Source organism: Parasphingorhabdus sp. (assembly GCF_036963705.1).
In the GTDB taxonomy this organism is placed as follows: Bacteria; Pseudomonadota; Alphaproteobacteria; order Sphingomonadales; family Sphingomonadaceae; genus Parasphingorhabdus.
Genome location: NZ_JBALUT010000068.1, coordinates 1 through 14,880, shown reverse-complemented (window position 1 = coordinate 14,880; position 14,880 = coordinate 1). Strand labels below are relative to the sequence as shown.

General features: G+C 53.8%; 10 protein-coding genes, 1 tRNA gene and 1 pseudogene. 9 read left to right on the top strand and 3 right to left on the bottom strand.

Annotated features, from left to right (window positions below; translation table 11 throughout):
• A partial coding sequence (locus V7680_RS12905) for a transporter associated domain-containing protein (protein ID WP_335653679.1) occupies window positions 1–355 on the top strand: 355 nt, incomplete at its 5' end.
• Here the strand turns inward: V7680_RS12905 and V7680_RS12900 are convergent.
• Window positions 352–1,032 carry an MOSC domain-containing protein gene (locus V7680_RS12900; RefSeq protein WP_335653678.1) on the bottom strand — a complete coding sequence of 227 codons (681 nt, stop codon included), beginning with the start codon at window positions 1,030–1,032 and terminating at the stop codon, window positions 352–354. The two genes, V7680_RS12905 and V7680_RS12900, sit on opposite strands and share 4 nt — an antisense overlap.
• A gap of 37 nt (window positions 1,033–1,069) precedes the next feature.
• On the opposite strand from V7680_RS12900, the gene V7680_RS12895 reads away from it, so the two are divergent.
• The 7 genes from V7680_RS12895 (at window position 1,070) to V7680_RS12865 (ending at window position 8,383) form a co-directional block, all read left to right on the top strand.
• The gene (locus tag V7680_RS12895) at window positions 1,070–2,251 is read left to right on the top strand and encodes a glycosyltransferase family 4 protein (protein WP_335653677.1); all 1,182 of its coding nucleotides are present in this window, start codon (window positions 1,070–1,072) and stop codon (window positions 2,249–2,251) included.
• A gap of 2 nt (window positions 2,252–2,253) precedes the next feature.
• A complete protein-coding gene (locus tag V7680_RS12890) occupies window positions 2,254–3,573 on the top strand; it encodes a replication-associated recombination protein A (protein WP_335653676.1) in 1,320 nt (439 codons plus the stop codon).
• Entirely contained in the window at window positions 3,554–4,960 is a 1,407-nt protein-coding gene (locus V7680_RS12885) for a serine hydrolase domain-containing protein (RefSeq protein ID WP_335653675.1), read from the top strand. Before V7680_RS12890 ends, V7680_RS12885 begins: the two co-directional genes overlap by 20 nt.
• The gene (locus V7680_RS12880; protein WP_335653674.1) at window positions 4,957–5,952 is read left to right on the top strand and encodes an NADPH:quinone oxidoreductase family protein; all 996 of its coding nucleotides are present in this window, start codon (window positions 4,957–4,959) and stop codon (window positions 5,950–5,952) included. Before V7680_RS12885 ends, V7680_RS12880 begins: the two co-directional genes overlap by 4 nt.
• A 115-nt stretch (window positions 5,953–6,067) precedes the next feature.
• Window positions 6,068–7,318, top strand: a complete 1,251-nt coding sequence (locus V7680_RS12875; RefSeq protein WP_335653673.1) for a mechanosensitive ion channel — start codon at window positions 6,068–6,070, stop codon at window positions 7,316–7,318.
• An 86-nt stretch (window positions 7,319–7,404) separates the two neighbouring features.
• Window positions 7,405–8,277, top strand: a complete 873-nt coding sequence (locus V7680_RS12870; protein WP_335653672.1) for a hypothetical protein — start codon at window positions 7,405–7,407, stop codon at window positions 8,275–8,277.
• 30 nt (window positions 8,278–8,307) lie between these two features.
• Window positions 8,308–8,383 (top strand) — tRNA-Thr (locus V7680_RS12865).
• A gap of 197 nt (window positions 8,384–8,580) precedes the next feature.
• On the opposite strand, the gene V7680_RS12860 is transcribed toward V7680_RS12865, so the two are convergent.
• Window positions 8,581–11,472 (bottom strand): TonB-dependent receptor, encoded by a 2,892-nt coding sequence (locus tag V7680_RS12860; RefSeq protein WP_335653671.1) that lies wholly within the window; start codon window positions 11,470–11,472, stop codon window positions 8,581–8,583.
• Between the two features lie 227 nt (window positions 11,473–11,699).
• Entirely contained in the window at window positions 11,700–14,255 is a 2,556-nt protein-coding gene (locus V7680_RS12855) for a TonB-dependent receptor (protein ID WP_335653670.1), read from the bottom strand.
• Between the two features lie 425 nt (window positions 14,256–14,680).
• On the opposite strand from V7680_RS12855, the pseudogene V7680_RS12850 reads away from it, so the two are divergent.
• Window positions 14,681–14,809, top strand: a pseudogene (locus tag V7680_RS12850) (helix-turn-helix domain-containing protein); the annotation flags it as partial.
• Window positions 14,810–14,880: the final 71 nt, after the last annotated feature.

Sequence of the window (14,880 nt, the reverse complement as noted above, 5' to 3'; positions counted from 1 at the left end):
AGGTCTCGTCACCATCGAGGATATTGTCGAGGAAATTACCGGCGAGATTGAAGACGAACATGATGATGAGCCCATCCCGATGCTGGTCAAGCGCGACGATGGCATTTGGGAAGCGGATGCCCGGGCGGAGCTGGACGACGTCGGTGAAGCGATTGATCCCGCCCTCGAAATCATTGACGAGGATGTCGATACGATTGGCGGACTGTGCTTCGTACTGGCCGGCCATATTCCGACGGTTGGGGAAAGGCTCGAACATCCCAGCGGCTGGATTTTGGAAATTACCGAAGCCGATGACCGCCGCGTGACCAGGCTGCGTTTACATCCCGCCGAGCAAGATCACAGCAAGCCGGTTTAGTTGCCAGCGAGCTGCTGTGCCCGAACCCGCCAGCTTTCACCAAGCGTTTCGTTTTTTGAAAGCGCAATAAGTTCAGCGACCTGCCCTTCGTGCTTGCCACCGATTATCATGCCAAATAACCGGTCTAGCGGCCAATCGGGATAGGGCCGCGCCTGCTGGACGAAATCGTCGCCCGCCTGCACAGGGCCTTCTTCTAGAACGCGAAAATAACTGCCGCATTTTCCCGTTTTCACTACGGTTTTCAGAACATCTCTATGGCCAAATCGATGATTGAGCTTCCAGCATGGTTGCCGCGCATGGCTGCACTCGATCAGCGCTTCCCCGATCCGAAAAATATCTCCAAGACAGAGCTTATCCTCGCTCAATCCGGAACAGCTGAAATTTTCACCAAAGGCTCCGGACTGATCGAGCGCTGACACGTCAGGATATTTTTCCCGCCAAAAGTCATAATGTTCGATCGGATAAAGATGAACGGCCTTGTCACGACCGCCATGATGAAGCGGATCCGCCACCTGATTGCCCTCCAATCCTTCAAAGCCCAGCTTCAGTGGGCGGTCGACCGGCGTTTTGGCAATCGCGCTCATTTCGCCATCTTCACCAAAGATTTTTGGCGTCCCAATCAACAGATGTTCGAGCTTGGTCCGGATCATCACAGACTGATAACCGACCAAGTTCATATTGGCAATTTCCCTGCGATTATGCTTCAAGGCGCGAATGGAAATCAGTGACCTTCGCATTGCCCTTTATAGCGGCAATTATAATTTCGTGCGCGATGGTGCTAATCAGGCACTCAACCGGCTGGTAGATTATCTGCTTCGCCAGGGAGCAGCGGTTCGCGTCTATTCGCCAACCACCGACACGCCCGCTTTCGAACCGACGGGAGATCTGATAAGCGTCCCGTCCGTCGCTTTTCCCGGTCGCGGTGAATATCGCTTTCCGACACGTCTTTCCAGCGATGTGCGCAGGGATTTGGCACGGTTCAACCCCAACATCATGCAAATCTCCAGCCCTGACCGGGTTGGCCACAAGATGGTATCGTGGGCGCGCAATAACGAGATACCGGTATTGGCGTCCGTGCACACGCGGTTCGAGACCTATCCGCGATATTATAATCTCGCCTTTCTGGAGCCGGTGATCGAGGCGATATTGCGACGCCTGTATCGCCGATGTGATGCGTTGGTGGCTCCCTCCGAATCAATGGCTCAGGTGCTTCGCGACCAGCGGATGAACTATGATGTCGGTATCTGGTCGCGCGGAGTCGACCGCGAGATATTCAACTCCGGTCATCGTGACATGGCGTGGCGGCGTTCGCTGGGCATTGCTGATGACGAACCGGTGATCGGATTTCTCGGACGACTGGTGATGGAAAAGGGGCTCGACGTCTTTTCCGATGCCATTGACGAGCTGAATCGCCGCAAGGTGAAGCATAAGGTGGTGGTCATTGGCGAAGGCCCGGCCAAACAGTGGTTCGAGGAGCGAAACCCCGGCGCCATATTTGCCGGATTTCAGCAGGGCAGCGACCTCGGCCGCGCGGTGGCTAGCATGGACATGCTGTTCAACCCGTCGATCACCGAGACTTTCGGTAACGTCACTCTCGAAGCCATGGCCTGCGGGCTCCCCGTCGTCGCGGCGAAGGCGACCGGCAGCCAAAGCCTGGTCAAAAACAATGATTCCGGCAAGCTGATTACACCCGGCGCAGTCCGTGAATTTGCCGACGCGTTGCAAACATATTGCGAGAACGACGACCTGCGGAACGCGCATGGTTCCGCGGGAGAACGGCGCGCCGAAGAATATAGCTGGGACCAGATCAACAATGTCGTGGCACAAACCTATATGCGGCTGGTCCGCCAGCGGCAGGCCGGTCATGGACCGATCTCGCAGGCTGCCATCCGCTAATCATGCAGGGACTGTTTGACGATAAAGAAGATCAGCAGCGTGATTCCGAAAACACGCCCGATGCTCCCCTAGCCGACCGGCTAAGACCCCGTCAGCTTGCCGACATCGTCGGCCAGGATCATCTGGTTGGAGCAGAAGGCACGATCGGCCGGATGATCGCTGCGGGAAAGCTTTCTTCGATGGTTCTATGGGGGCCTCCAGGGACCGGGAAAACCAGTCTTGCACGTTTGCTCGCCGATCAGACCGAATTGCATTTCAAGGCAATTTCGGCGGTATTTTCCGGGGTGGCAGACCTCAAGAAGGTTTTTGCCGAGGCCGATATGCGCTTTCAGTCCGGAAAGGCCACCCTGTTATTCGTTGACGAAATTCATCGCTTCAATCGCTCGCAGCAGGATAGCTTCTTGCCCTATGTCGAACGAGGTACGGTTGTGCTCGTCGGTGCCACAACCGAGAATCCGTCTTTTGAACTCAATGCCGCCCTGCTCAGCCGCGCTCAGGTACTGATCCTAAATCGACTGGATACAACCGCTCTGGGCCAGCTGCTGGACAAGGCCGAAAAGCTCGAGGAAAAGTCCCTCCCCCTCACCGAAAATGCAAAAGAGGCGTTGATCGCAAGCGCCGACGGCGACGGCCGGTTCCTGCTCAATCAGGCCGAGACGCTTTTTTCGCTGGATATCGCGGATCCGCTCGACCCGCCCCAACTCGCCAAAATCCTCCATCGGCGCATGGCGGTCTATGACAAGGATCGCGAGGGTCATTATAATCTGATTTCGGCGCTACACAAAGCGTTGCGGGGGTCCGATCCCCAGGCCTCGCTTTATTATCTCGCAAGAATGCTGGTGGCCGGCGAACAGCCTTTATTCCTGCTTCGTCGGATCGTCCGTTTCGCCAGCGAGGATATCGGCCTGGCTGATCCGCAGGCGCTGGTGCAAGCGCTCGCCGCAAAACAGGCCTATGAATTTCTTGGCAGTCCGGAAGGGGAATTGGCAATTGTCCAAGCCTGCCTCTATTGCGCCACGGCTCCAAAATCCAATGCGGCTTACAAGGCCCAGAAAGCCGCATGGAAATCCGCCAGGGATACTGGTTCGCTGATGCCGCCGCAGAACATCCTCAACGCACCGACCAGCCTGATGAAGGATATCGGCTATGGCAAAGGCTATAGCTATGATCACGAAACCGACGACGGCTTTTCGGGCGACAATTATTGGCCGGACGAAATGCAGCCTGAGCAATATTACCAGCCTGTGGACCGGGGTTTCGAACATAAAATCCGGGAACGGCTTGATTTTTGGGAGAATTTGCGTGCTGAAAAAACTGGTTAGTATTTGCGCGATCGGCGCGTTATTTCCGAGCAGCGCTCTGGCCCAGGAACAAGAGCCATCGCGCTACGACCGGGCCTTGGCTGCGGGATATAAAGCGCAATTCATCTGTTCCGGCCTGTGGAATGGCGGAAAATCGCTCGCCGATATCAAGGCAGACGAACTGACCGGCATCTATGACCGGATCGCGGACATTGTCCCCACTTTGTCGGAGGAAGTGGACGACAGCGAACGGCAAGTTCGCGTGGCCTTTGCCGATGATGCACCGCCGCGGATAGCCATCTGGAATCGCAAAACTGGCTGTACGTCCATGCCCATCGGATTTGACGGGATCGAGACCGGCGCGCCGGTCAAAACCCGCATATTCACTGATGATCGCCCTTGGCCGATGGGGGATGTCACCCCTCCTCCGATCAAAAGCGCCTCCCAATTTGCCGCGCGCGTTGTGACGGATAAGGCGTTCGATTCCAGCACCTATGGCATAGGCAGCAAAACCAGCGGCGTCCTGATTCTGCACAAGAACACAATAAAGGCCGAGCAATATAAAGCTGGTCATGATCTGCACACTGCGCAGCGGACATGGTCCGTTGCGAAATCTATTGCAGGAAGCTTGATCGGCCACTCCGTCCAACAGAATATGGTCAATGTGAGCGCCCGAGCCAGTTTACCACAATGGCAGAAATTCGGTGATCCGCGCAGCTTGATAACCCTCGATAATCTCATGCGCATGGCCAGCGGCTTGACCAGCGATACAGCCGGCAACCGCACCGATGGGATTTACATGGGCGCCACCAGCGTGAGCCAGCAGGCAACCAGCTGGTCCCTGCTCGAACGGCCCGGCACGAAGTTTCGCTATGCCAATAATGATACGTTACTGGCAGTGCTTGCTGCTCAGGCGGCCCACGAGGATGGAAAGAACAAGCTCGGCAATTACACGCCCGAGAAGCAAGATTTCGATCCCTATGCCTTTTTCCAGAAACTGGGCATGACCCGCACTTATGCCGAGACCGACTGGCAGGACAATTATATCCTCTCGAGCCAGGTCTGGACTACTGCGCGCGATCTCGGGCGGCTCGGCCAGCTCTATCTCAACAATGGCATGTGGCAAGGCGAACGCCTGCTTCCCGAAGACTGGCGCGAATATATTAGCAAGCCATCAGGGCCGCAGCCGGAAGGCCGTGATTTCGGCTATGGCGCGACATTCTGGCTGATGAACAATTCCGAAGGCGTACCTGCAGACACGATTGCCGGCTTTGGAAACCGCGGTCAGTATCTGGTGATCATTCCCTCGCTTGATATGGTCATCGTCCGGCGCGGCTACGACACCAGCGATGGCCGGTTTGATATAGCTGCGTTCACGCGTGACGTTGTTGAGGCGCTGACGCCATGAGTTCCTATCGCGCGGCGGTATGCACCGAACTGACCGGCCCCGATTCCATTCAGATACAGACCAGAGAAGCCAGGCCACTGGCATCAGGCGAAGTGCGGATCGCTGTTAAGGCCGCTGGCCTTAATTTCCCCGACTTGCTGATGACCCAGGGCAAATATCAATTTCGTCCCGATCCACCTTTCATACCCGGGCTAGAGGCGGCAGGGGAAGTGCTCGAAGTTGCATCTGACGTGCAGAGTGTCAAACCCGGCGATCGGGTCATGGCGGGCGGCAAGGGCGGCGCACTGGCCGAGCAATGGATTGTCGGCGATTCCGCAGTCTCTCCCTTGCCCGCGGCGCTTTCCTTTGCTGAAGGGGCTTGCTGGCAGACAGCTGCTTCAACAGCCTGGCATGCGCTGGTCGAGCGGGGGCATCTGCAACCCGGCGAGACAATACTCATTCTTGGCGCAAGTGGCGGCGTCGGCATGGCCGCGGTCAAGATGGCCAAACATATCGGTGCGACGGTTATCGGAACCGGTTCGAACGAAGAAAAGCTGGAAGCCATCCATCATGCAGGGGCCGATCATCTGATCGATTCTGCAGACCAGAATCTCGCGACCAAGGTCAAGGCGCTTACTGACGGCAAGGGCGTGAATGTCGTTTATGACCCGGTCGGCGGTGATCTCGCGCTGACCGCGACGCGTGCGATAGCCTGGAACGGAAGATATCTCATCGTCGGATTCGCCAGCGGTACCATTCCAGCCTTTCCGGCAAATCATATCATGATCAAAACCTATAGCGTGATTGGTGTTCGCGCTGGAGAAGGCCCCCGCCGCGATCCGGAATTAGCCATACGCCAACGCGCGGCGCTAAGGGATCTGGCGGACAAAGGCATCATGCGCCCCCATATTTCCCATCGGTTCTCGCTCACAGATGCAGCGCAGTCTCTCGGGGTACTCGAAAGACGCGAAGCAATTGGCCGTGTCGTTGTAGAGATGACGACAAGCTCATGATATTTAGGAGTTTTTACACCCCCGAATTTGGCAACATTTATTGATTTCTGTCTATTCGTTGGAAAACGTGCTATCTGGTAACCCTCGTAACAACTAACGAAATAGGGGAAGCTATATGGATGGGATGCGAATAGGCAATTATGCGCTCGATACGGATGTGATGATGGATTGGGGCTATGCCCTCGCCATTCTGATCGGCACATGGATACTGGCAAAGGCGGCAAAATGGACTTTTGCCAAGCTTGTAGACAATGTATCATTTCTACAGCGTGACACGTCCGCCGGCACTTCGGTCGGAGAGTCACTCGGGAAAATTGTTTCCTTGTTGATCTGGCTGTTCGGCCTTCTCATCATGTTGCGCGTGCTTGGACTGGGCGGCGTCGACGCACCCATCCAGACTCTGCTCAACTCCATCATGGGCTTTGTCCCTAACCTGCTGGGTGCCGCTATCATATTCTTCATCGGCATGGTGGTTGCACGGATCGTTCGCGACCTTGTCGTGACGGCCCTCCAAACTGTCGATTTTGACAAATGGGCCAATCGCGGCGGTATCGACGCGGTTACCGGCAATTCGACGATAAGCAAGACGATCGGTACGATCATCTATGTTCTGATCATCATTCCGATTGCCATATTGGCTCTGGAAGCGCTGAATCTTGAATCGGTTTCAGGACCGGCCAGCGACATGTTGCGCATGATCCTTGCGGCGATTCCGAACATCATCGGTGCGGCTATCATCCTTGGTATCGGCTATTTGATCAGCAAGTTCGTCGTTCAGATCATCAGCGAAATCCTGCCCGGCCTCGGCGTCGATCAGTCCGTAGCTGCTCTCGATATCCTGCCGGCCAACACTTCGTTGACCTCGGTGCTATCGCGGATTGCTCAGGTAGCAATCATGCTATTCTTTGCAATTGCTGCGATGCGCTTGCTCGGATTTGCAGAACTGACCGCAATTCTGGATCAGGTTCTCGAACTTGGTGGACGGGTCATCTTCGGTTCGATCGTGATCGCTGTAGGCTTCCTGATCGCCAATCTGCTGTCGCGGATTGTGGGCGGTACGGATGAAGGCAGCATGGCATCGACCATCGTGCGCTATGCAACGATCGTACTGTTTACCTTCATGGGCCTCCAGTTCATGGGTGTTGGACAAGAAATCGTGCAAACGGCGTTCACAGCACTGGCCATTGGTGGCGCTGCAGCAGCAGCACTGGCATTCGGTTGGGGTGGTCGCCACGCGGCTGGCCGGATCCTAGACGATCTCGTCGCCAATCCGCCTAAACCAAAAGCACCGACCGCCAGCAAGCCTGCGGCTCGGAAGCCAGCAGCCGCTAAACCGGTTGCCAAGAAACCAGCAGCCAAAAAATAGGCTCTGGTCAAAAAATTGAAAGAATTAGGGCGGGTCCGATGGGCCTGCCCTTTTCTTTTGCCCGTCTGATCGGCTAGAATAGCATTGTGCGAAGCTTTTCCCATTTTGCCTGCGTCGACTGGTCGGGCGCCAAGATCGAGCGTCCTGACGGCATCGCTGTGGCAATGATCGGGCCCGACAGCCCGCCTTCCCTATTGTCTCCGACACCGCGCTGGTCACGGCCCGATATCCTGGCTTGGCTCAAACGCCTTGCAGAGACCGAGCAGGACATATTGATCGGCTTTGATCTGTCGATGGCGCTCCCGTATCTCGATAAGGGCAGTTATTTTCCAGAATGGGACAGGAGCCCGCACGAGGCAAAATCCTTATGGGAGCAAGTCGATACTCTTTGCGATGATGATCCCCATCTGAACGCCACCAGCTTTCTCGCCCACCCGCAGATCAACCGTCATTTTCGTCACAGCCGCGACCATGTCGGCGACCTGTTCGGCGGAGGTATCGGCCGATTGCGCGAAGTAGAGCGCTATCAGCGCGCGGAAAAACAAGCCAATAGCGCCAGCTGCTTCAATCTGGTCGGCGCTGCCCAGGTCGGAAAATCGAGCCTCACCGGGATGCGATTGCTGCACCAGCTTGGCGGCGCCATTCCGGTCTGGCCATTTGATCCGGTCCCCGAACGCGGTCCCGTCATCATCGAAATCTATACCTCGGTAGCAGCGCTGGCCGCGGGCCTGCCAAAGGGACGCAGCAAGGTCCGCGACCGCGCCGGTCTGGTCAATGCGCTGGGAGAGTTAAACACGGCCCCGCCGGCACGATTGCGACGTTATGACGATCACAGCACCGATGCACTTATCACCGCCGCATGGATGAGGCAGGTTGCAGGCGATCCGGCGCTTTGGACCCCGCCGGCGATGACCGAAGATATTGCGCAAAAAGAGGGCTGGACCTTTGGCGTGGTTTGACGCTAATAGCGCCGAGCAAATCCAGTGCATGCCGAATTAGCTCAGCTGGTAGAGCAACCGCCTTGTAAGCGGTAGGTCATCCGTTCGAGTCGGATATTCGGCACCATTTTTGCGGAAGAAAGTTGATCCGGGGGATCGACCATCGCAAAAACCCGCAGCATGAGCAAAGGCTCCTTCTTTAGATATCTGAGAGCTTGAGAATTCGGAATTCTGGCCAAAACCCAGATTGATGCGACCCCCCTTATCAACAAAAAAGCCCCGCCGGTTTCCCGGCAGGGCTTTCTTCTAATTCTGGAAAATCGCCTAGAACTTGATACCGGCACCAATACCGTAACGCCGCGGATCCAGCGTGAAGATATTCGTGAACAGACCCGAAGAGGCATCAGTCACATAGAGGCCGGTTGTCGAGTTGCTATCGAAAATGTTCTGAACAAATGCCTTCACAAACCATTTGCTGTCACCGCCATTTAACTGGAGTTGGGCATTGGCTTGAACGAATCCTTTGATCTTGTTCACGTTGCCGTTGAAGACACTGCCATAGCTTTCGCCCGTGTAAGTGATGTCCAGTCTAGGGACCAACGACATGTCGTTATTGAAGTTTGCTGTATATTGCACACCAGCAGACGCTTTTACGACAGGAGCCTGAGGCAATTCATTGCCCTTGAGATTAACTGGCACGCCAGGGCTTAACACATCAATGCCGCCGAATGCTGCGCCAACGGTTGGAGCAAGAGCTTCAAGGAAACCACAGAAGCTATACGCCCCAGTTGAAGCTATTCCGCCGTCAGCCGGGAATGCCGTAGGTCCCTGCAAATTTCCAGGCGCTGGTGCAAACACGCCGGGAACACCGCCGTTGATGATGTTGTTCACTTGCGTAACAAATCCGTTCGATCCGGCAGCATTTCCCGCAACTGTAGGGACCACAGCACAGTTCGAACCGTTGGAGAGGTCTTTGATGATTACGGCATCGGCACGCCCGCCACCGGGATCCCGGGTATTGCTGAAGAATTGATCACCAACCACCTTGGTGTGGAGATAGCTGAAGCCCATATTGATCACCCAGTCCGGATCGGGGCGAACAATCGCTTCCACTTCAACACCGTAAATGTCTGCATCGATCGTATCATTCACCGATGTACGGGCAATAATTCGACTTAATTGGAGGCCCTTGTACTTATAATAGAAGGCTGTCGCATTCAGGGTTAGTGCGCCGTCTCCTATAACGTTTTTGGATCCGATTTCGAAAGAGTCGATTTTTTCAGGACCGAAAGATTCCGGAACAGCGAAAATCGGTTGCAAAGGTGGATTGATACCACCGGATTTATAGCCTCGTGAGTAAGATGCATACAAAAGGTTATCCGGGGTAAACTGCCAATTCACAACAGCCCGTCCGGTAATTTCGTTGAATGCGACGTTTCTGCTCTGGAAAATCTGATTGCCTGGAGTTCCAGGATCTGCATCAAATCCGGCAACGCCAGGTTGATCAAAAACAGTTCCTCCCGAGGAGCCGAATGCGACCGGGAAACTTGCCAACGTAGACCGTGCGCGGACCGATTTCTTGTCGTTATTGTAGCGCAGACCTCCGGTAAAACTCAAATTATCGGTGAGATCAAAATAGGCTTCTCCGAAAATTCCGTATGATTTCAGCTTGAAGTCATCGGTGTTGTTCCGGAAAAACGGGGTCGCGAGAAAATTACCCCCCGAGGCACCCAAAATGCCTGCGATGTAATCAATCGCGAAGGCATTCACATAATAGCTGTTTTCGGTCAGGTGACTTTCGGCATAAATACCGCCCAACAGAAAATTAAACGGGCCATCTAGGTCACTGGAAATAATTCCCTCAACCGACCAAGCACTATCATCTGAGTTGGATCTGTCGAAGGCCAGCGGTGTGTCTGCGCATATGCTGTTTCCACCGTAGCTTCCGTATCCCGTTTCATCAGTATCAGACGTACATAAAACGCCATTCGGACCGTTTGGCGTGACCGCTGCAGCAACAGGCTCAAAGCCAGGGACGACAGCAATTGTATTCAGGGCCTGTGCAAAACCGGCGCGGTTGGCGACCGACAAGTTATAATCTTGTCGAGAATCGACCTTGGTTTCTTGATAGGTACCTGAAAGCTTTGCCTTGATCGGACCGAAATCATGTTCAATTTTTCCCTGAAGCTGGAGTTCGCTGGAAAAATATTCAGGTTCAAAATCAGTTGTCACCTGACGAACATCGGTAGGCTCGACAAAATTATTATTAGCGTTGCCATTCGGATCATAGATGCTGTTCAATCCAAATGCACCGAAGCCCGGGGCCTGTGTGTTTAGAAATTCGCTTGATCCCAAAGTGCCGGTAAATGTTGCGTTTGTATTCACCTTACCAAAGTCACGGCGGGTGTTTAGACAACCAAGAATACCCGTGGGATCGTCTTGGCACTGCTGTTTCTGGATACGCAGTCGGTTGTCATCCTCACGGAAGTAGGAAGCGAGGAGATCGATCGAAGTATCGGGCGTCGGTTCCCATCGCAATGAACCCCTGACGCTGTATATATCGCGTCCGTCAATTTTGTTGCCGTTAAAAGTATTGGTCGTGTAACCGTCCCGTTTTACGTAAATACCGGCGACACGAGCGGCAAGTGTTTCGCCGATCGGAACATTGACCATACCTTTCACTTTATAGGCGTTATAATTTCCGTATTCGCCTTCAAGCGCAGCTCCTAATTCACCAAGATTGGGTTTGTTGGTGATAATGTTGACTACGCCTGATGTTGCGTTACGCCCGAACAGCGTACCCTGCGGCCCACGCAGAACCTCAATCCGTTCGATATCGAAAAATTCCGTCTCAAACAATCGGGTACCAAAAAGAGGTTCGTCATTCAGATGGATCGCTGTGGCCGAATCGCAGGAGACGCCAACACAAAGATCACCGATGCCCCGGATTGTGAAACTGGCTGCGGTAAAGTTGCCTTTGGAGAATTGTACGTTCGGAAGGGTGAGTTGCAGATCGCTGGCATTTTCAATCTGCTGCGCCTCGAGAGCCTTGCTATCAAATGCGGATACCGCGATCGGCACCTCTTGCAGGCTTTGCGACTGTCTTTGCGCAGTCACAATGATGATATTATCATCTTTGAGGTTTGTGTCCTGCGCATTAGCAGGAACCGAAATTGCAGATATAGCTGTAGCGGCCAATAATAGCGATTTACGCATCTCTCTCTCCCAAAATTCGAACATTCTACTGGAGAGTGACATTTTTGCTCATCCCCCCAGACCGGTTAATATTCAACTAATCGAATGATTAAGTCCAGCTTGAAATGCATAAAGCGCATCTTAACTTTCCATTTTTGCACCATCGGCAGGCAATTTGATGTAATTTTGATACAAAAAAGCCCCGCCAGTTGCCCGGCGGGGCTCGATTTTACCGAAATGGGTTTCGATTAGAATTTGAAGCGGACGACGGCACCGTAAGTGCGCGGCGCACTTGGATAACCCGAAACCGTTCCTGCTTGCGCAACCCCGTCAAATACGGTCGTCAGGAACTGGTCGTTGAGCAGGTTACGAACGTAGCCGCCGATTTCCAGGCCGTTTTCAAGCTTGAAGGTCATCGAACCGTTGACCAGATTGACCTCGCGATCAAAGATCTGGGTATTGCCCAACGCAGCATTGAAAGTTGGCAAGCCGTTGTTGATCGGCGTGTTGCTTTCATGGCTGTAATCGATCCGTGTGATCAACCGGTTCCCGCTAGCACCAAATTCATGTGTATAGGTTGCCGAAGTCGATATCGCAAACTCAGGAATCCCGGCTGGTGTTACGCCGCTCAGGTCGCCCAGAACACTACCCGGGAAATCATCAAACAATGGATCGAGATAGGTCATTGCAAAGGTGAATACCAAGCCTTCGGTCGGTTTGATCGTAGTATCGAACTCGATACCCTTGACCGATTGCTGGCCAGCATTTTGCAAAGCAAAGCCGGTGCCGGTAAAAGCTAGGCTTTGGAAGCCTTTGATGGTCTGGTCGAACAATGCGAGGTTAAAGCCGAAGCCTTCCCACTGACCTTTGATACCAACTTCATAAACGGTAGCATTTTCCGGACCAGCAAAGCGCGAACCGCTTCTCAGGTTTGGCAGTGCCAGACCTGCATCGAGGATCGGCGATGATGGAGCCGCAAAAGTCGATCCGCCCGGTCCTGAAACAAAATCAGCACTGGAAGGCCGGCTATCGCGCGACAGGTTGACCGAACTCGCTTTGAAGCCGGTTGCATAGCTACCATATACGTTGACTTCTTCCGAGACACGGTAGGATGCGCGCAACAGATAAGTGAACTTGTCATCGCGAGTCCTGCCGTCTTCGACAGCATTAGGGATGGTCAGGAAGGGTGGCTGGAACTGAAAACCAGCAAGACCAATCAATGGGTTTGCAGCTGACTGTGCTGCAGCAAGAAGAGCCGTCTGGGTAGCCGGCAAAAGTGCCTGGAATTGATCCCGCGTCGTTACAGTGCCTCCGGTTGCACCGACGATGAACGCATCGACCAGATTGATCTGACCCAATGGATCAAAGCTTTGCTGAGCGAGTGCGAAGTCCTTCTTGTCGTCGGTGTAGTTGAAACCGCCGGTAAAGACGAGGCCGTCTACTGGTTCAAAATCAACCGTACCAAAGATCGAATAGGACGTGTTGTCCATCGAGAACTGCTCGGCTGTAAGCAGTGGTGTGAGGAAAATCGATTCCTGTGGCAGGCCGAGACCTGCTTCAACCGCATTGAATACACTCGGGTTGCCAGCGATAATATCCGCCGGATTTCCACCAGCCAGAAGCTCGAAGAAGTCACGGATTTGTGTACCGTTTTCGATCTGACTGATCTGGGAAATGCTTTCGTCGAAATAATAGCCGCCGAGCAGGAAGTTGACCGGACCATCAAAGTCCGATGCAACGCGGAATTCCTGGGTAAACGTCTTTACCTTCTGGTTGCGGGTTTCGTTCGCAACATCGAGACTGCTGTAGTCAATGTCCGAAACGAACAGATTCTCCAGCTCGCGATAGGAAGTGATCGAGGTGAAAGATAGTGGACCTGCATCATAATCGGCCTGGATCGAGCCGCCATAATTGTCGACTTTGTTGATCGGAACCTGATTGAGGTACGCATCATAGCTATAGCGATCGGTAGAGAATTGGCCACCAAGCAGCTGGATCGCTCCGGCGGTTGGTCCAGCAACAACTGTTGTCACCTGACAGCAGATTTCGTCAATCCGCGAGTAATCACCAATCGCACGGATCGTCAGATCCGATGTTGGCTGGAACAAAAGCTGAGCGCGAGCGGCCCAACGGTTCCGGTTATTCTGCTCTTCGTTTAGATTGACGATATTGGCGTAACCGTCGCGGCGGTTATAGCTACCGTCGACCGCAAACGCGATATTGTCCGTCAGCGGGCCGGTAATGTCGCCCTTGACAACGACATTGTTGTAATTGCCGTATACGGCTTCAACCGCGCCACCAAATTCGAATTGCGGCTCACGCGTAACAACCGAAATCACGCCAGCAGAAGCGTTCTTGCCGAACAAAGTCGATTGCGGGCCGTTGAGCACTTCGATGCGCTGTACATTGGGAAGATCTGACAGAGCTGCAGCGGAACGCGAACGGAACACGCCGTCAATGAATACGCCGACAGATGGCTCGATGCCGAAATTGTTATCGCCGTTACCAAAGCCGCGAATGATGAAAGTCGATGCCGAAGAGGTCTGGAGCTGGCTCACGCGCAGCGAAGGAGTGACCGACTGCAAGTCGAGCACGTCACGGATTTGCGCATTTTCAAGAGTTTCGCCGGTTGTAACCGAGACCGAAATCGGGGTTTCCTGCAATGTGGTTTCACGTTTGGACGCGGTGACAATGATGACATTATCGTCATATGTTTCCGCTTCCTGCGTTTCCTGCGCATAAGCAGGTGAAACTGCGATAACCCCGCTAAGAGCGGTAGCGGCCATAAATTTAGCGATTCTCATGTTTTTCTCCTACGCCCCGACTTGTTGTCTGCGGGTCTTAAAAAAAACGGAGCGATAGCCCCATTCGTTGTCGCGCATTGATCTAATTATTACGAATAGTCCAACGCAATTGGAACGGTTTGGCCTGTCAGAGGCCATTTATTGAACGATAAGTCGAATAGCGTTGCAACTAAGTCACATACGGCAAATTTTTCCTGGAAATGGCGCCCCATAGGCTTCAAAGATGGGCACTCGAATCATCGGAGAATTTTGGTCGACCTACCCTAGAGCGAGCACTTTTTGCCCTGTGTGCAACATCCCAAGGGTGTTGATTCGTTCCCGAATGCAGCCATTCAAAAACATAACTTACTCGAGCCCGAACGGCAACAAGTGGGTGGTCAGCTGACAGGCAGCTTTTGGACCTAGGATGAAAAAGCGGACATCGGCTAAGCGTGCTGATGTCCCTGCGCTCAATTGCGCGGCTGTTGCAACGCTCACCATCAACGATCAGCCGCGAGGTTCAACGCAACGGTGGAGCCAGACAATATCGTGCTGTCCAGTCTGATCAATCGGCCTGGGATCTCCGTTGGTGAGGGTTCGACTGGTGTGGTCGCTCTTGAAAAACTTTACCCTTCCATAGCGAGGC